Source organism: uncultured Streptococcus sp. (genome assembly GCF_901875575.1).
In the GTDB taxonomy this organism is placed as follows: Bacteria; Bacillota; Bacilli; order Lactobacillales; family Streptococcaceae; genus Streptococcus.
The window spans coordinates 1-18,275 of record NZ_CABFMF010000003.1; the positions used below are offsets into that span (position 1 = coordinate 1).

At 38.7% G+C, this 18,275-nt stretch carries 13 protein-coding genes and 1 pseudogene; 11 read left to right on the plus strand and 3 right to left on the minus strand.

Annotated elements, in window-relative coordinates; genetic code table 11:
- Positions 1 to 175 precede the first annotated feature (175 nt).
- Both QZ114_RS00555 and QZ114_RS00560 read right to left on the minus strand, forming a co-directional pair.
- Positions 176 to 286, minus strand: a pseudogene (locus tag QZ114_RS00555) (IS630 transposase-related protein); the annotation flags it as partial.
- A gap of 68 nt (positions 287 to 354) precedes the next feature.
- Positions 355 to 759: a DUF6556 family protein gene (locus QZ114_RS00560; RefSeq protein WP_295498528.1), complete on the minus strand. Its 405-nt coding sequence runs from the start codon at positions 757 to 759 to the stop codon at positions 355 to 357.
- 136 nt (positions 760 to 895) lie between these two features.
- Between QZ114_RS00560 and QZ114_RS00565 the strand changes: the two genes are divergently transcribed.
- The 9 genes from QZ114_RS00565 to QZ114_RS00605 all read left to right on the plus strand — a co-directional run bounded on the left by QZ114_RS00565 (position 896) and on the right by QZ114_RS00605 (position 9,873).
- Positions 896 to 2,038 carry a cysteine desulfurase family protein gene (locus QZ114_RS00565; RefSeq protein ID WP_295498406.1) on the plus strand — a complete coding sequence of 381 codons (1,143 nt, stop codon included), beginning with the start codon at positions 896 to 898 and terminating at the stop codon, positions 2,036 to 2,038.
- Positions 2,039 to 2,046: 8 nt separating this feature from the next.
- Entirely contained in the window at positions 2,047 to 3,261 is a 1,215-nt protein-coding gene (thiI, locus tag QZ114_RS00570; protein WP_295498409.1) for a tRNA uracil 4-sulfurtransferase ThiI, read from the plus strand.
- Between the two features lie 135 nt (positions 3,262 to 3,396).
- A complete protein-coding gene (locus tag QZ114_RS00575) occupies positions 3,397 to 4,221 on the plus strand; it encodes an alpha/beta hydrolase (RefSeq protein ID WP_295498412.1) in 825 nt (274 codons plus the stop codon).
- An 18-nt stretch (positions 4,222 to 4,239) separates the two neighbouring features.
- Positions 4,240 to 4,980, plus strand: a complete 741-nt coding sequence (locus QZ114_RS00580) for an esterase family protein (protein ID WP_295498415.1) — start codon at positions 4,240 to 4,242, stop codon at positions 4,978 to 4,980.
- Positions 4,981 to 4,992: 12 nt separating this feature from the next.
- Positions 4,993 to 6,159 (plus strand): acetyl-CoA carboxylase biotin carboxylase subunit family protein, encoded by a 1,167-nt coding sequence (locus tag QZ114_RS00585; RefSeq protein WP_295498418.1) that lies wholly within the window; start codon positions 4,993 to 4,995, stop codon positions 6,157 to 6,159.
- A 158-nt stretch (positions 6,160 to 6,317) separates the two neighbouring features.
- A complete protein-coding gene (gene gla, locus QZ114_RS00590) occupies positions 6,318 to 7,187 on the plus strand; it encodes an aquaglyceroporin Gla (protein ID WP_295498421.1) in 870 nt (289 codons plus the stop codon).
- 123 nt (positions 7,188 to 7,310) lie between these two features.
- A complete protein-coding gene (locus QZ114_RS00595; protein WP_295498423.1) occupies positions 7,311 to 8,036 on the plus strand; it encodes a CppA N-terminal domain-containing protein in 726 nt (241 codons plus the stop codon).
- On the plus strand, positions 8,033 to 8,968 hold the full coding sequence (locus QZ114_RS00600) for a serine hydrolase domain-containing protein (protein WP_295498426.1): 936 nt from the start codon (positions 8,033 to 8,035) through the stop codon (positions 8,966 to 8,968). The genes QZ114_RS00595 and QZ114_RS00600 overlap by 4 nt, the downstream gene beginning before the upstream one ends.
- An 8-nt stretch (positions 8,969 to 8,976) precedes the next feature.
- The gene (locus QZ114_RS00605) at positions 8,977 to 9,873 is read left to right on the plus strand and encodes a DMT family transporter (protein WP_295498429.1); all 897 of its coding nucleotides are present in this window, start codon (positions 8,977 to 8,979) and stop codon (positions 9,871 to 9,873) included.
- Positions 9,874 to 9,914: 41 nt separating this feature from the next.
- Here the strand turns inward: QZ114_RS00605 and QZ114_RS00610 are convergent, their stop codons facing one another.
- Positions 9,915 to 10,613, minus strand: coding sequence for a GntR family transcriptional regulator (locus QZ114_RS00610; RefSeq protein WP_295498432.1), 699 nt, complete (start codon positions 10,611 to 10,613; stop codon positions 9,915 to 9,917).
- A gap of 141 nt (positions 10,614 to 10,754) precedes the next feature.
- Here QZ114_RS00610 and guaA point away from each other — a divergent pair, with 141 nt between their 5' ends.
- The gene (gene guaA, locus QZ114_RS00615) at positions 10,755 to 12,317 is read left to right on the plus strand and encodes a glutamine-hydrolyzing GMP synthase (protein ID WP_295498435.1); all 1,563 of its coding nucleotides are present in this window, start codon (positions 10,755 to 10,757) and stop codon (positions 12,315 to 12,317) included.
- A gap of 543 nt (positions 12,318 to 12,860) precedes the next feature.
- Complete coding sequence (locus QZ114_RS00620) at positions 12,861 to 18,092, plus strand: putative Ig domain-containing protein (RefSeq protein WP_295498439.1); 5,232 nt, start codon at positions 12,861 to 12,863, stop codon at positions 18,090 to 18,092.
- The last annotated feature ends 183 nt before the right edge of the window (positions 18,093 to 18,275 follow it).

The window sequence follows — 18,275 nt, forward strand, 5'->3', positions numbered from 1 at the left end:
TTCTGGGTCTTGTTTATAGTAAGTGTGGTTCTTTTTTTCGAGTGTAGCCCATAGCTTTGAGAGCATAGTGAATAGTATAGTAAATTGAATCTAGAATAGTACGTTGTGATTGCTAAGACATTTCTAGAAGTTAATTTGATTTTCCTAGTCAATTTGTTCACATCTTATTTCAATCTACTTTAGTTGGATGACAGCCAAATTCAGAAGCTATTTTAGTTAAATAAGCGTCTGAATTGTCAGCAAGATAGTTTTTAAGTCTATCTCTATCAACCTTTTTTGGTTCAGTTTACTAGAAAAACCAGGAATTTTTGCTCCTAGTTTTCAAAGTTTTACGGAATGTTTTTAACGATTAGCTTAGGAAACTCCGTTACTTACTGTAGTCCCAGTATCTGTTGGTTGACTTTGTGAAGGTGAAATTTCTGGTACTTCAGTCGTTGATGATTTTTCATTAGTCTTTGCTTCTTCTTTGCTTTCAGAAGTTTGCACTTTCTCATTTGGAGCTATTTTCTGATTATTATTTTGATTTTGTGCAGGAATATTGTTTGCTCCTGAATTTTCTCTTTGAACTTCTTTAATAATAGTAGTTTCAGTAGTTTCTTTTTTACTGTTATTCTTATTATCAATGAAATTCATGATGGTAATACTAGCAGTAATAAGACCAAGGATACTCCCTATAGTAGCAATGATTTTTTGAAAGACAGTAAATCCTTTTTTGATTTGTTCAGTTTTTGGTTTTGATTTTCTACGATAATTAGACATCATTTCACTCCTTTACTAAGCTTTATTATATCGAAAATCTTTTAAAAAAACTTAAATGAACCTGAACTGCCTTTCTTGTCGCCTGAACTGTTTCATGATACAATAGAAGGAGTGATTTTAGAAAGCGTGAGATAACATGATTTACTTTGATAATTCTGCAACGACTAAGCCTTATCCTGAAGCACTAGAAACCTATATGCAAGTTGCTTCTAAAATTATAGGGAATCCTTCCAGCCTTCATCGCTTGGGAGATCAAGCGACTAGAATCTTAGATGCTTCCCGTAAGCAAATAGCAGATTTGATTGGTAAGAAGAGTGATGAGATTTACTTCACTTCTGGTGGAACAGAAGGGGATAACTGGGTCATAAAGGGTGTGGCCTTTGAAAAAGCTCAGTTTGGCAAGCACATTATCGTATCAGCCATTGAACATCCGGCAGTCAAAGAATCAGCCCTCTGGCTGAAAAGTCAAGGATTTGAAGTAGATTTTGCACATGTCGATGGCAAAGGATTTGTGGATGTAGAATCGCTAGCAAACTTGATACGCCCAGATACGAGTCTTGTTTCTATCATGGCAGTTAACAATGAAATCGGCTCTATCCAACCTATTCAAGCTATTTCAGAACTGTTGGCAGATAAGCCGACTATTTCCTTCCATGTTGATGCGGTTCAAGCTTTAGCCAAAATTCCTACAGAAGACTTTCTCACAGAAAGAGTAGATTTTGCGACCTTTTCCAGTCATAAGTTTCACGGAGTTCGAGGTGTTGGTTTTGTTTATGTCAAGTCTGGCAAGAAGATTACGCCTCTTTTAACAGGTGGTGGTCAGGAGAGTGACTATCGGTCGACTACTGAAAATGTGGCAGGGATTGCAGCGACAGCCAAGGCTCTCCGTTTGTCTATAGAAAAGCTAGATATCTTTACTAGCAAAACTGGGCAAATGAAAACAGTGATCCGTCAAGCTATTGTAGATTATCCAGATATATTTGTCTTTTCAGATGAGGAAGACTTTGCCCCTCATATCCTGACTTTTGGAATTAAGGGGGTTCGTGGAGAAGTCATTGTTCACGCTTTTGAAGACTATGATATTTTCATCTCAACGACTTCTGCTTGTTCGTCCAAGGCTGGGAAACCTGCTGGCACCTTAATTGCCATGGGAGTGGATAAAGACAAGGCTCAGTCAGCAGTTCGTCTGAGTCTTGACCTGGAAAATGATATGAGTCAGGTTGAGCAATTTTTGACTAAGTTAAAATTAATTTACAATCAAACTAGAAAAGTAAGATAGGAGCATTTATGCAGTATTCAGAAATTATGATTCGCTACGGAGAATTGTCAACTAAGCACAAAAATCGTATGCGTTTTATTAATAAACTTCGTAATAATATTTCAGATGTTTTGTCTATTTATCCCCAAGTTAAGGTAACTGCAGATCGCGACCGTGCCCACGCTTATCTCAATGGAGCTGATTACACAGCAGTAGCAGAATCGCTCAAACAAGTATTTGGAATTCAAAACTTTTCTCCCGTTTATAAGATTGAAAAGTCTGTGGATGTTCTTAAGTCTGCTGTCCAAGAGATTATGAAAGAAACTTACAAGGAAGGGATGACCTTTAAAATCACTGGTAAGCGTAGCGACCACACCTTTGAACTTGATAGTCGTGAACTCAATCAAACTCTTGGTAGTGCTGTTTTCAAGGCTATTCCAAACGTGAAAGCTCAGATGAAAAATCCAGATATCAATCTTCAGGTTGAGATTCGTGAGGAAGCAGCTTATATTTCCTATGAAACCTTTCGTGGAGCAGGAGGATTACCTGTGGGAAGTTCTGGTAAAGGCATGCTTATGTTGTCAGGAGGAATTGATTCACCTGTGGCAGGTTATCTAGCTCTTAAACGAGGGGTAGATATTGAGGCAGTTCACTTTGCCAGCCCACCTTACACGAGTCCTGGTGCCCTTAAAAAAGCCCAAGATTTGACTCGTAAATTGACCAAGTTTGGTGGAAATATCCAGTTTATTGAAGTACCTTTCACAGAGATTCAAGAGGAAATCAAGGCTAAAGCTCCAGAAGCCTACCTTATGACCTTGACACGTCGCTTTATGATGCGAATTACTGACCGTATTCGTGAGGTACGAAATGGTTTAGTTATCATCAATGGGGAAAGTCTTGGTCAAGTAGCTAGCCAGACCTTGGAAAGCATGCAGACTATCAACGCTGTGACCAGCACTCCAGTCATTCGTCCTGTGGTTACTATGGATAAGTTGGAAATCATTGACATCGCTCAGGCAATCGATACCTTTGACATTTCTATTCAGCCTTTTGAAGACTGCTGTACGATTTTTGCACCTGACCGTCCTAAGACCAATCCTAAGATTAAAAATGCAGAGCAGTATGAAAAACGGATGGATGTTAAGGGATTAGTTGAGCGAGCAGTGGCAGGGATTATGATCACTGAGATTACACCTCAAGTTGAAAAAGATGAAGTGGATGACTTGATTGACAATCTCCTCTAATGCAAAAAATCCAAAAGAATTTAGAAAATAAATGAAAAAGTTAGTTTTAAATCCAAAAATGGAAGCAAAGCTAACTTTTTTTCTATAATTGTGATATAATGAGATAAAATTTTGAATATAGAGAGTTTTCTGACAATGAATCAATCCTACTTTTATTTAAAAATGAAAGAACACAAACTTAAGGTTCCTTATACTGGTAAGGAGCGCCGTGTACGTGTTCTTCTTCCTAAAAATTATGAGAAAGACACGGATCGTTCCTATCCTGTTGTTTACTTTCATGACGGACAAAATGTCTTTTATAGTAAGGAGTCCTTTATTGGTCACTCATGGAAGATTATCCCAGCTATTAAACGAAATCCGGATATCAGTCGCATGATTGTTGTTGCCATTGACAATGATGGGTTGGAGAGAATGAATGAGTATGCAGCTTGGAAGTTCCAAGAATCTCCTATTCCAGGTCAGCAGTTTGGTGGTAAGGGTGTGGAATATGCCGAGTTTGTTATGGATGTGGTCAAACCTTTTATCGATGAGACCTACCGTACCAAAGCTGACCGCCAGCATACGGCTATGATTGGTTCCTCACTAGGAGGAAATATTACCCAGTTTATCGGTTTGGAATACCAAGACCAAATTGGTTGCCTAGGTGTTTTTTCATCTGCTAACTGGCTCCACCAAGAAGCCTTTAACCGCTATATCGAGCGCCAGAAACTGTCGCCTGATCAGCGTATCTTCATCTATGTAGGAACGGAAGAAGCGGATGATACAGACAAGACTTTGATGGCTGGTAATATCAAACAAGCCTATATCGACTCGTCACTTCGTTATTACCATGATTTGATTGCAGGTGGAGTAGGCTTGGATAATCTTATTTTGAAAGTTCAGTCTGGTGCCATCCATAGTGAAATCCCTTGGTCGGAAAATTTACCAGACTGCCTCCGTTTTTTTGCAGAGAAATGGTAAGTTAAGAAAGGAGAAAATATGCATATTGAATATCTTAGCCACTGGAGTGGCAATCTTAACCGTGAAATGTATCTCAACCGTTATGGACATGCTGGGATTCCAGTTGTGGTCTTTGCTTCATCAGGTGGCAGTCACAATGAATACTATGATTTTGGGATGATTGATGCCTGTGCTTCCTTTATAGAGGAAGGCCGTGTCCAGTTCTTTACCCTATCCAGTGTGGACAGTGAGAGCTGGTTGGCTACTTGGAAAAATGGTCATGACCAAGCTGAAATGCACCGTGCCTACGAGCGTTATGTGATTGAGGAGGCTATTCCTTTTATCAAGCATAAGACAGGTTGGTTTGATGGCATGATGACAACAGGTTGCTCGATGGGAGCCTACCATGCTTTAAACTTTTTCCTTCAGCATCCAGATGTTTTTACTAAGATTATTGCTCTTAGTGGAGTTTATGATGCTCGCTTCTTTGTCGGTGATTTTTACAATGATGATGCTATTTACCAAAACTCGCCAGTAGATTATATCTGGAACCAGAATGATGGTTGGTTTATCGACCGCTACCGTCAGGCTGAGATTGTCATCTGTACGGGGCTAGGTGCTTGGGAGCAAGATGGTCTACCATCATACTATAAGCTCAAAGAAGCATTTGATCAAAAACAAATTCCTGCTTGGTTTGCTGAATGGGGACATGATGTCGCTCACGATTGGGAATGGTGGCGCAAACAAATGCCTTATTTCCTTGGCAATCTCTATTTATAAAAGGAGTTACCTATGAATTACCTTGTTATTTCTCCCTACTATCCACAAAATTTTCAACAGTTTACGATTGAACTAGCTAATAAAGGCATTAGAGTCTTGGGGATTGGTCAAGAACCCTACGAGCAACTAGATGAACCTTTGCGCAATAGCCTGACCGAGTATTTCCGTGTAGATAATCTTGAGAACATAGACGAAGTCAAACGTGCAGTTGCTTTTCTCTTTTATAAACATGGTCCAATTGACCGCATCGAGTCTCATAATGAATATTGGCTAGAGCTGGACGCAGCACTAAGAGAACAATTCAATGTTTTTGGTGCCAAACCAGAGGATCTTAAAAAAACTAAATATAAGTCTGAAATGAAGAAACTCTTCAAAAAAGCAGGTGTTCCTGTGGTTCCTGGAGCAGTTATCAAGACGGAAGCAGATGTTGATAAAGCTGTGAAAGAAATTGGCCTTCCAATGATTGCCAAACCTGATAATGGAGTGGGAGCAGCGGCCACCTTTAAGCTTGAGACAGAAGACGATATCAATCACTTCAAGGCTGAGTGGGACCATTCTACTATTTATTTCTTTGAGAAATTTGTCACTTCTAGTGAAATTTGTACTTTTGATGGCCTTGTAGACAAGGATGGAAAGATTGTCTTCTCAACAACCTTTGACTACGCCTATACACCGCTGGATTTGATGATTTACAAGATGGACAATTCTTACTATGTTCTCAAGGATATGGATCCCAAATTGCGCAAGTATGGTGAAGCGATTGTCAAGGAATTTGGTATGAAAGAACGTTTCTTCCATATTGAGTTCTTCCGTGAGGGGGACGATTATATTGCCATTGAGTACAATAACCGCCCTGCAGGTGGTTTCACTATCGATGTTTATAATTTTGCTCATTCCTTGGACCTCTATCGTGGCTATGCAGCCATTGTCGCAGGAGAGGAGTTCCCAGGGTCAGGCTTTGAACCTCAGTATTGTTTGGCTACTTCTCGCCGTGCAAATGCTCATTATGTCTATTCTGAGGAGGATTTGCTTGCCAAATACAGCCAGCAGTTCAAGGTTAAAAAAATCATGCCAGCGGCCTTTGCGGAACTTCAAGGAAACTACCTTTATATGCTGACAACTCCAAGTCGACAAGAAATGGAGCAGATGATTGCAGATTTCGGACAACGGGAAAAATAAAATTGAGGATAAATCTACTTTGGATTCTTTTCTTTTTTGCCCAAAAACTAGTCCAATAAAGCGTTTTCCAGACATTCTTTCTCAAAATTGGTTGCTAAAACCCCTAAAAATTGATAGAATAAAGATTGTCTAAAAAATTTTTAAGGAGAATCTATCAAATGGATTTCACATGGGCAATTAAATATGCCACTGAATTTTTGGGAACTGCTATTTTGATCATTCTTGGAAATGGTGCAGTTGCTAACGTTGAACTTAAGGGTACGAAAGGTCACCAAAGTGGCTGGCTCGTTATCGCTGTTGGTTATGGTATGGGGGTTATGATTCCTGCCTTGATGTTTGGTAATGTATCTGGTAACCACATTAACCCAGCCTTCACTCTTGGGCTTGCGATCAGCGGTCTCTTCCCTTGGGCACAAGTAGTACCTTATATTATTGCGCAGGTATTAGGAGCAACCTTTGGTCAAGCCTTGGTTGTGGCAACACACCGCCCTTACTACTTACTAACAGAAAATCCAAACAATATCTTGGGTACTTTCTCAACAATTTCAAGTTTGGATCAAGGTACAAAAGAATCACGCTTTGCAGCAACTGTTAATGGTTTTGTAAACGAGTTTGTTGGTTCATTTGTTCTGTTCTTTGCAGCACTTGGATTGACTAAAAACTTCTTTGGTTCTGAAGTTCTTCAATACATGAAACAAATGGCTAGTCAAGCAGGTCAAAATCTTGACTTCTCTGATTTGGCAATCAAAGCACAAGTAGCACCACATACTGCTTCAGGACTTTCAGTAGCTCACTTGGCTCTTGGATTCCTAGTTATGGCTTTGGTAACATCACTTGGTGGACCTACAGGACCTGCCTTGAACCCAGCCCGTGACTTGGGACCACGTCTCCTTCATGCTTTCCTTCCAAAATCAGTTCTTGGTGAGCACAAAGGAGATTCTAAATGGTGGTATGCTTGGATACCAGTAGTAGCTCCAATCCTAGCTGCAATTGCTGCTGTGGCAGTATTTAAAGTTCTTTACCTATAAGAATTATAAACCGGGAATCCCCGGTTTTTCTATATCAAAATTATGAAAAAATCCTCAATTTGAGCATAATATCTTGTAAAAAAATCTAAAATCCATTAAAATAATAAAGTGATGGAGGAATTTATGAATGTAAATCATATTGTAGGGATTATTCCAACTTTAAAAGTCAATAATCGAAACTTAAATGAAGTATTTTTCACTGAGACGTTAGGAATGAAAGCTTTGTTAGAGGAATCAGCCTTTCTTTCATTAGGAGATCAAACAGGTATTGAAAAGCTGGTTTTAGAAGAAGCACCAAGTATGCGAACTCGTAAGGTGGAAGGAAATAAAAAACTAGCTAGATTAGTTGTAAAAGTAGAAAATCCTGTGGAAATAGAAGGACTCTTATCTAAAATTGATTCGATTCATCGTTTATATAAAGGACAAAATGGCTATGCTTTTGAGATATTATCGCCAGAGAATGATTTGATCCTCATTCATGCAGAAGAAAATAAAGAGAGTCTAGAAGTTATAGAAGAAAAACCTATTTTTAAAACAAATATGGCAACAAAGTCCTTAAGTCAGTTTGAAATTTCCATGGAAATAAATTTCCCAATAGGGAGTAGTAGTTTCTTGCATGATTTAGAAGTTTCTTCATTTATAGATTTTATCCAAGCGGAAGATAAAGATTTAGCTGTTGAAAATAATGTTACTTGGGATTTGTCTATGCTGAAATTACAAGTCAAGAATTTTGATATTGACAATTTACGTCAATCTTTCGCTTCTGTAGATTACTTCGTTCCCAAATCTGGAAAATTTTTCCTTAGTAAAGATACTAATAATGTTGAATTGTGGTTTGAAGAAGTATGAAGTGGACCAAGATTATTAAAAAAATAGAAGAACAAATCGAGGCAGGGATTTATCCCGGAGCCTCTTTTGCATATTTTAAGGACCATCAATGGACGGAGTTCTATTTAGGTCAGAGTGATCCAGAGCATGGCTTGCAGACTGAGGCAGGACTCGTTTATGACCTAGCTAGTGTCAGCAAGGTTGTTGGAGTTGGAACGCTTTTGATTTTTCTCTGGTACCAGGGGAAACTAGATTTGGAACGTCCTGTGACAGATTTTTTATCGGAGTGTGACTATCCTGATATTAGTATTGGTCAACTACTGACCCATGCTACAGATTTAGATCCCTTTATTCCCAATCGTGATCAATTATCAGCTGATGAATTAAAGAAAGCTATGTTTCATCTTAATAGAAGGGAAAAGCCAGCATTTCTATACTCAGATGTCCATTTTTTGCTTTTGGGATTTGTATTGGAGAAGATGTTTGATGAAGATTTGGATACTCTCCTACAGAAAAAGATTTGGAATCTATGGGGAATGAGGGAAACAAAATTCGGTCCAGTTTCTCAAGCTGTTCCAACAGTTAGAGGTATAGAGGCAGGTATGGTACATGATCCCAAGGCTCGTCTCCTGGGCAGACATGCAGGTAGTGCTGGTTTATTTTCGACAGTAAAGGATTTACAAATCTTTTTGCAGCACTATTTAGAGGATGATTTTGCAAGAGATTTGAGTCAAAATTTTTCTCCTTTGGATGACAAGGAACGTTCTTTGGCATGGAATTTGGAAGGAGATTGGCTAGACCATACGGGCTATACAGGTACCTTTGTCATGTGGAATCGTCAGAAGCAAGAAGCGGCTATTTTCCTATCGAATCGTACCTATGAAAAGGATGAGAGGGCTCAATGGATTTTAGACCGCAATCAAGTAATGGACTTGATTCGCAAAGAAGAGTAAGGGGAGACATGTCAAATAGTTTAAAAGGGACTCTATTAACAGTTGTGGCTGGTATAGCTTGGGGCTTGTCAGGAACAAGTGGCCAATATCTGATGGCACATGGAATTTCAGCTCTTGTATTGACTAATTTACGCCTTTTAATCGCCGGTGGAATTCTTATGCTCTTGTCTTATATTACTGCAAAGGATAAAATGCAGGCCTTTTTAAAGGATAGAAAGAGTTTGCTGTCTCTTCTCATTTTTGCTCTAATTGGTCTTTTTCTCAACCAATTTGCCTATCTGTCTGCTATTCAGGAGACCAATGCAGGAACAGCGACGGTTCTTCAGTATGTTTGTCCTGTCGGAATTTTAATTTATAGCTGTATCAAGGATAAGGTGACTCCGACACTTGGCGAGATTGTTTCTATCATATTAGCCATCGGAGGAACCTTCCTCATCGCAACTAATGGGCAGTTGGATCAGTTATCCATGACACCTGCAGGCCTGTTTTGGGGTCTCTTTTCTGCTCTGACTTACGCACTTTATATCATTTTGCCCATAGCCTTGATTAAGAAGTGGGGGAGTAGTTTGGTCATTGGTGTGGGCATGGTCATAGCAGGTTTGGTCGCCCTTCCTTTTACAGGGGTTCTACAGACAACTATCCCAACTAGTCTTGATTTTCTTCTTGCGTTTGCAGGCATTATCCTTATTGGGACTGTATTTGCCTATACAGCCTTCTTAAAGGGAACCAGTCTGATAGGACCGGTTAAGTCAAGTTTGTTGGCTTCAATTGAGCCAATTTCGGCGGTTTTCTTTGCCTTCCTAATTATGAATGAACAATTCTATCCCATTGATTTTCTTGGCATGGCCATGATATTGTTTGCTGTAAGTCTGATTTCTTTGAAAGATTTACTCTTAGAAAAATAAAAAAACTCTTTGTCCGGGACAGAGAGTTTTTGCCTAGTAATCTAATTATTTTCAAGATAAAATTCGAAGCGCTCACCAACATATTGACTTTTTACATATTCAAATGCTGTCCCATCGTCAAAATAAGAGACCTGAGTCAAGGCTAAAATAGCGTGTCCTTTCTCAACTTCTAAGTAGTGAGCAATTTTTTCTTTAGCCAGACGAGCATAAATAGTCTGTTGTGATTTCCCAATACGATAACCATATTTTTGCAGGGTTTGGAAGAAATGACTGGTGATTTCTTCTTTTTTAAAGTTCTTAATAAATTTTTCTGGAATGGAAGCAACTTCGTAAACCAGAGGGACTTGGTCGGCATAGCGAACACGTTCCATTCGGATAATATTTTCGGTTGGAGAAATTCCTAGCTTGGCAACTTCTTGCTCATTGGGAATGGTTTTTCTGTAAGAAATGAGCTGGCTAGAGGGAATTTTACCTTGGGACTTAACAATTTCAGTAAAACTGGTTGTCCCTCGCATTTTTTCTTGAACCCTTGTACTTGCTACAAAGGTGCCACTTCCTACCCTGCGTTCCAAAACGCCTTCTTCGACTAATAGAGATACAGCTTGGCGGAGGGTCATGCGACTCACTGCAAATTGTTCAGCTAAATCTCTTTCGCTAGGGAGTTTTTGTCCGATTGCCCAATGTTTGTCATCTATATCCTTTTTTATCTGATCGTGTATTTTCATATAAGCTGGTAACATGCTTTTCACTTCATTTCTATCTTTTCTCTATTGTACCCCAATAAACTAGAAAAAGTCAATCTTCGCCTTGTTTAGTTGGTAATTCGCCCTTATTTGTGATAGAATATTGAAAAAAGATATTTCTTTTGAGAAAGGAAAAAGATGAGCAACATATCAACTGATTTGCAAGATGTAGAAAAAATCATCGTATTGGATTATGGTAGCCAATACAACCAGCTGATTTCACGCCGTATCCGTGAGATTGGTGTTTTTTCAGAACTAAAGAGCCATAAAATTTCAGCTGCTGAAGTTCGTGAAATCAATCCTGTAGGAATCATCCTTTCAGGTGGACCTAACTCTGTTTATGAAGAGGGATCATTTGATATCGATCCAGAAATTTTTGAGTTGGGGATTCCAATTTTAGGTATCTGCTACGGTATGCAACTTTTGACACACAAATTGGGAGGAAAGGTTGTACCAGCAGGAGATGCGGGAAATCGTGAGTATGGTCAGTCAACTTTGACACACACACCATCAGCTCTTTTTGAGACAACTCCTGATGAACAAACTGTATTGATGAGCCATGGTGATGCAGTTACTGAAATTCCTGCTGACTTTGTTCGTACAGGTACATCAGCTGACTGCCCATACGCAGCCATCGAAAATCCTGAAAAACACATTTACGGTATCCAATTCCATCCAGAAGTTCGCCATTCTGTATATGGTAATGACATCCTTCGTAACTTTGCCCTTAACATTTGTAAGGCTAAAGGCGACTGGACAATGGATAACTTCATCGACATGCAGATCCAAAAAATCCGTGAAACAGTTGGTGATAAACGTGTCCTTCTTGGCCTATCAGGTGGTGTTGACTCATCTGTTGTTGGAGTTCTTCTCCAAAAGGCTATTGGCGATCAATTGATCTGTATCTTCGTAGACCACGGTCTTCTTCGTAAAGGGGAAGCAGACCAAGTTATGGATATGCTTGGTGGGAAGTTTGGTTTGAATATCGTTAAAGCAGATGCAGCCAAACGCTTCCTTGATAAGCTTGCAGGTGTTTCTGATCCCGAGACAAAACGTAAAATCATCGGTAATGAGTTCGTTTATGTTTTTGATGATGAAGCTAGTAAGTTGAAAGACGTTAAATTCTTGGCTCAAGGAACGCTCTATACAGACGTGATTGAGTCTGGTACGGACACAGCACAAACTATCAAGTCACACCACAACGTGGGTGGTCTTCCAGAAGACATGCAGTTTGAATTGATTGAACCGCTCAACACTCTTTATAAGGATGAAGTTCGTGCCCTTGGTACAGAACTTGGTATGCCAGACCATATCGTATGGCGTCAACCATTCCCAGGTCCAGGTCTTGCTATCCGTGTCATGGGTGAAATTACTGAAGAGAAACTAGAAACTGTTCGTGAGTCTGACGCTATCCTCCGAGAAGAAATCGCTAAAGCTGGTCTTGACCGTGACATCTGGCAATACTTTACAGTGAATACTGGAGTTCGTTCAGTCGGTGTTATGGGTGACGGTCGTACTTATGACTACACGATTGCAATCCGTGCTATCACTTCTATCGATGGTATGACTGCTGATTTTGCCAAAATTCCTTGGGCTGTCCTTCAAAAAATCTCAGTACGTATCGTAAACGAAGTAGACCATGTTAACCGTATCGTCTACGATATTACAAGTAAACCACCTGCAACCGTTGAATGGGAATAATAGATAGGAGTAACTTAGGTTAAGAATCCTTGATGTAAGAAGAATAAGATAATAAGGTTTCATAAAGTCTGTAGTGGATAAGATTCATTTCAGATTTTATGGAACCTTTTATTATTTGCCATCAAAAGTAAAATGAAGTTCTTGCTCAGCAAATGGGAAATAGCAAGAACTTTCACCCTACAATAATTGTGAAGTGGACTTTGTCTATATCTGAGTCTAGAAATTGAAATTTTTAATAAAAATGTTATATTTCACAAAGTACTCCCAATATTTCATGGGGGGGGGTAAATATGCGTATAGTAAGAACAAATACTTAATAAAATAAATAGTTATTATTTTTGTGTATTTTATTTTGTGATAAATTTATTATTAGTGGCTATTTCTACTTTTGCTGTGAAAGAAAATAGCAGATATCTATTGATTTTTATTCAGAAAGTATTAAAATAGTAGATCGGGCAATAATATACACATTTGCTTATAGTTTGATATATGTTTATTATTGTTTGATAAAAGAACTCGAAAAAATAATGAGGGAGAATAGAAGTGAAATTCGAAAAACGTCAGAAGTTTGCCATTAGGAAATTCAGTTTCGGTGTGGCATCTGTTCTGATTGGGCAATTCTTTATTGGTGCTGTAGCCAATGCGCCAGTTGTACGCGCCAGTGAAGTGATTGGTGCTCAAACGGAAAAGAAAAATGTACCAGCTGTTGAGGAAGCTCAACCAAAGTCAGAACCAATTGCTGTAAACACTGATAAAAATCAAGTTGTTCCTAGACTTGAGTCAGATCAATCGTCAGAAAAACCAGTTGAAGCAAATATTTCAAATTCAGAAAAAGCAGTTTCTACAGAAAAGGATCCAAAAACTCAGCCAGAAATGTTGCCAAAAGAAGTGGCAGAGGCTGTTCATAAAGAATCCGATAAAAAACCACTAGTAGAGGCTCCTCTGGCGAAACTGGAGGAAAAGGAAGAAGTTACAAACCCTGACAAGGATCAATTGGGAACAACCATCTTAGAAGCAGAGGTAGTGACGAAAGAAGCTGAAAAGTTCCTAAGTAGTCTGACAGACTCAAGTCAAAAAGATGCCATTGGAGAAGCTTTACGTCGCTCTAATCAACTTCTAACAGAAGCCAAAAATTCACTCAAGTCAATAGATGCTTCAAATACATCCTTTGCTCCATCTTACACGAACTTATCAGAAGCTATCGAAGCAGTCTGGAATCAACTCAAGAAAATGGGGCATTCAGGTAACCTTAGTTATATGTTAGAGTCAGATACGACGAGTCAACCAGCTGTGCTAATCCCGACAACAGGGTCAAAAACGGTTTACTCCTACGGAGCAGCAACTGCACCTAAAGTCGAATTTGATATTTCTACCGATTTTGCGCCATACCTCTATTATTCTCATTCGGGTCTTTATAATAGTGTTAAACATGGTTCAATTTTAAATGAAGATGCTCAAAAATTAGGTTTAAAGATTATAGAAAAATTTACTAGGAATCCGTCAGGAGATAGCGATTACATTCTCGCTCTATCCGGAAATGTTCCAACTACGGTAGAGCCTGGTACTTACAATGTCGGCTTCACTTATAACAATCAAGCCTATACGACAACAGTTACAGTCAAGCCTGTTGAAGAGAAACCGTATATGACTATGGAAAGGATTGGTTCTTCAAAATTAGATGCGATAATTTATTTGAAAAGAGAACCTACTGAAAAAGAGAAAACAATCAGTTATCAGATGGGGCTTACTAGGGTGAACGTGGATGATGTTGAATTAACACCGGATGCTCAAGAATTAGGTTTTAAATTTGATAAAGACACTAGAATTTTACACGGTACTCTTCAACCAACTAATGAAAAAATTCAAGAAAAAAAATATGAAATTGGTTTGCAACTTAAAAGTGATCATTTTACTAAAATTGTTGCTAATTTAAATATCAATATACTTGAACGTCCAATTGCTCCTTCATTTAAAATCGTAGAAGCCTCTGATAGTCCGTTATGGGATGGAATGGATAAGGTGAACAATTCTGTAGCTTATGATGAAGGTAGCAGTACAGCTTATACTACAACAACTCCGTTTGGATATTATTTTAATGGTGTTAATGATGGTATTCATAAAATATCAGATGCAACATCTGACACACCACAGTATTCTTCCAATCTCTGGCTATCTTTGAATGGAGATAAAGATGTCTATAAAGAATGGTATGGAGATACGCCTGTTACTATTACAAAATTTGAACAGACAAACGCAAGTCCAGGGGTAAAATTAGACCTTGTAAAGGACGGGACTCCCACTTTAGATAATATTTTTGCAAGAAGCTATACAGAGATTAATAATGCACTGACAGATTTTAGGACTGTTTACTCTGCTACAAGTATAAATAAACGTTATCGTTATGATAGTGAGTCAAATATTTCTCCGTATCGTTTAAATATTAAATCTCTCCCTCCTACTGCAGGTAATTATTTTGTTGAATTTCGTATTACAGATAGTTTAGGAAGAACGAAGGATTATCACCTTAATCTTATTACAAAGGAAATTTCACAAACTGTTCCAAATTATAGTGATTATCCTAACTCCACTAATGTTATTTCAACTGCTGATGTTATGTTTGATGCGGACAAGCTTTACCGCGTAACGAATCCAATTCCAGTAGCTGTGCCTATCTCGGATAAGGAACAGAATCTAGGAAACTTAGTGCTTAATAAGTCTAATGCAACATTAGAAATCAATAATAAACCTGATGGGGTTGAGATTACAAAAGACACTGAAAATCCTACTAGATTTAAGATTATCAAACAAAATGGTAAGACTTTAGCTGCAGGTGTCTATACTATTACAGCTACAGCAAAAGACGGACACTTTGGAGATGCTGTTCCATCACGTACGTATAAATTCGAGGTAATGGACGGTCTAAATCCTATTTCCAATCAAAGTTGGCAAGAAGGGCAAGCTATCCCAACTATCCCTGTTTCGATGACAAATGGTAGTAAGATTACGAGTCTATCAGTTGAGTCTGATGGAGAACATCTCTACCTAAGTCCTAATGCTGACAATACAAGTCTAACAGGTTATGCTTTAAAGCAGACAGATGCGCCACAAACAGCGATTGTAACAGCTACTTATACCAATAATGAAGGTCAAAGTCGTCAGATTAAGACAAGCTTTACCTATACAGTTACCCCTCGACCAGTTTCTGATTTAACTTTATCTATAACGAATGATAAGCAAACAGTTTCAGAAGGAACTAAATTTGCAGATATGCTTGTAACAGCGACTGAAGGGGTTACAGTCACAGTAGGAACACTGCCAGATGGAGTTATGTATGATAGCAATAGCAAAACATTATCTGGCACTGGATTATATGAAGGACATTATGTGATTCCAGTTACTGCTACTAAAGATGGGGCTTCCATTACTAAAGTAGTCGATTTGACAGTAACGCCAGGAGACTTTAGTGTTCCCGAAGCTAGTTACACATTTACAGCAGGTGAAGCAATACCACCGATTACTCTTAAAATTCCTAAAAATGCGACAGTAAATTACACAGAGGGCAGTTTACCAAATGGTCTAAATTGGTCTGAGGATAAAAAAACGATTACTGGAACACCAACTCAAGTTGGGAATTTCCAAGCCGTCGCATCTGTTAATAGAACCACCGCAGCAGGGACGGAGCAATCGACAACTGCTACTATCAATATCACAATAAACAGTGTACCACTAAACTTTTCTATTCCTGATAATAGAAAAGAAGTGAAAGTTTTAGATGAGCTTCCTCCTATTAAGTTACAAGCTGATGGAGCCTTGTTAACAATCACTTCTGGAGAGTTGCCTCCAGGGGTAAACTATGATGCAGCGACGAAAACAGTTTCAGGTACACCAACAAAAGTAGGAACCTATACAGCAACATTCACAGCAACAAGTCCGACAATTAGTGGAAATTCAACAGCAAGCGCAACCTTAACGATTAATGTAACATCACGTGATTTAACTGTAACGGTTGATAATAAGGAACAAGAGAAAGATGTTCTAAGTGCAATTGACAAAGTAGTGTTAAAACCTTCTGACAGTAAGGCAAGATTAGAAGTTGATACAAGTCAATTACCACCAGGAGTTACTTATGATTCAGCTACAAGGACTATTTCTGGCACACCATCTAAAGTGGGAGAATATTTAATTCCATATAAAGCGACTTTCCCAGAAATGGCAGAATCTCCAGTTGATGGGGGGCATATTAAAATTAATGTTCGCCCACTTCCAGTAAGTATTAATGTTACAGAAAAAAATCAAACGATTCGTTTGGGTGAAACTATTAAAAATATGGTGGTTTCGCACAGTGAACATTCAGATTTAGGTGCTCGTTATTTAAGTGTGGATTTACCAGAAACAGACTTAGATTCATATCTTGAATCAACTGCAGGTTTAAATTATAATGCTGCAACGCATACAATTAGTGGAACTCCAACCAAGCCAGGTGTCTATAAAGTTCGACTAAAAGCAACATTGGATTCTGCAACATTAGGTAAAGGTAGTGCAGAAGAGATTATCACTGTAACAGTAGTAGATGATCCAGTGTCATTAGACATTAAAAATGATCGACAAATGATTGCACTAGGAAAAACTGGTCTTCGTCCAATTACGTTTTCAGTACCAGCAGGTGCTACATTAACGGTTGATAAGACCAAACTTCCAGATGGTGTAACATACGATGAATCTGCTAAGACTATTTCAGGGACACCAACAATAGCTGGAGCATTTGATATACCAGTAACAGTAACAAGTGCAGGAGGCAAGTCTATTACAAAAGACATTACGATAGATGTTGTAGACTTAACACCGCCAACGCCGACAGTTACAGTGAAGGAAAATAATGACGGAACTCATACCATTACGATCACTCAACCGAATGGACAACCTGTCGAAACAATTATTAAAAATGGTAAAGATGGAGAAACTCCAAAAGTCAAAGTAGATCGCGATGAAACTAAGAAAGAAACTACGTTAACCTTCTATAGTGATAAGAATGCCAATAATCAGTTCGATGAAGGAACAGATACAGTTCTAGGCACATCCGTGATTAAAGATGGTCAAGACGGAGTAGCTGGACCAAAAGGAGACAAGGGTGACCAAGGTCTTCAAGGCCGTGATGGACAAAACGGAACAAATGGACGTGACGGAATTGATGGTAAGTCTCCAACAATTACAACAAACGAAAATCAAGATGGAACTCGTACAATTGTTATTACCAATCCAGATGGAACAAAACAAGAAATTATTGTGAAGAATGGTAAGGACGGAAAAGATGGCCGTGATGGTAAGGATGGTAAGTGTACTTGTGGTGACACACCAAAACCACCACGTGAGAACAAGCCAGAAGAACCAAAAGGTGATTCTCCAAAACCACCACATGAAGACAAACCGCAAGAATCAAAAGGTGATTCTCCAAAACCACCACGTGAGAATAAGTCAGAAGAGCCAAAAGACGACAAACCGTTACCACCACGTGAAGACAAACCGCAAGAACCAAAAGGTGACTCGCCAAAATCACCACGTGAAGACAAACCAGGCAAGGATGCGCCAGTTAATGTAGTAGCTGTACCCGTACCAAGTGAAACAACTACAGAGGTATCTAGTCTTGATTCCTCTGAACAAACTAGTCAAGGCAGAACTACATTACCTAATACTGGAAGTCAAACGAATGTTATTTCAATTCTTTTAGGAAGTGGAATATTACTTACTCTCTATGTAGCTAAAAGAAAAGAAGACTAGAAGCTAAATTTTTCGCTCATAGTTTATCAAAAGTAGAAATAGAGTATAGAAGGTGCAAATCCTTCAGATGCTTGCTTTTAATGGCTTAAGATAGTTAATTATGGTAACCAGACTGTAGGTGTTCCATAATAAGAATATTGCTATGAGAGCTAATCCTCCGATATGCTAGATGTATCGGAGGAT

Coding starts and splice junctions, on each gene's coding strand:
- QZ114_RS00560 (WP_295498528.1), bottom strand. CDS start 759: ATGTCTAATTATCGTAGAAAATCAAAACCAAAAACTGAACAAATCAAA.
- QZ114_RS00565 (WP_295498406.1), top strand. CDS start 896: ATGATTTACTTTGATAATTCTGCAACGACTAAGCCTTATCCTGAAGCA.
- thiI (WP_295498409.1), top strand. CDS start 2,047: ATGCAGTATTCAGAAATTATGATTCGCTACGGAGAATTGTCAACTAAG.
- QZ114_RS00575 (WP_295498412.1), top strand. CDS start 3,397: ATGAATCAATCCTACTTTTATTTAAAAATGAAAGAACACAAACTTAAG.
- QZ114_RS00580 (WP_295498415.1), top strand. CDS start 4,240: ATGCATATTGAATATCTTAGCCACTGGAGTGGCAATCTTAACCGTGAA.
- QZ114_RS00585 (WP_295498418.1), top strand. CDS start 4,993: ATGAATTACCTTGTTATTTCTCCCTACTATCCACAAAATTTTCAACAG.
- gla (WP_295498421.1), top strand. CDS start 6,318: ATGGATTTCACATGGGCAATTAAATATGCCACTGAATTTTTGGGAACT.
- QZ114_RS00595 (WP_295498423.1), top strand. CDS start 7,311: ATGAATGTAAATCATATTGTAGGGATTATTCCAACTTTAAAAGTCAAT.
- QZ114_RS00600 (WP_295498426.1), top strand. CDS start 8,033: ATGAAGTGGACCAAGATTATTAAAAAAATAGAAGAACAAATCGAGGCA.
- QZ114_RS00605 (WP_295498429.1), top strand. CDS start 8,977: ATGTCAAATAGTTTAAAAGGGACTCTATTAACAGTTGTGGCTGGTATA.
- QZ114_RS00610 (WP_295498432.1), bottom strand. CDS start 10,613: ATGTTACCAGCTTATATGAAAATACACGATCAGATAAAAAAGGATATA.
- guaA (WP_295498435.1), top strand. CDS start 10,755: ATGAGCAACATATCAACTGATTTGCAAGATGTAGAAAAAATCATCGTA.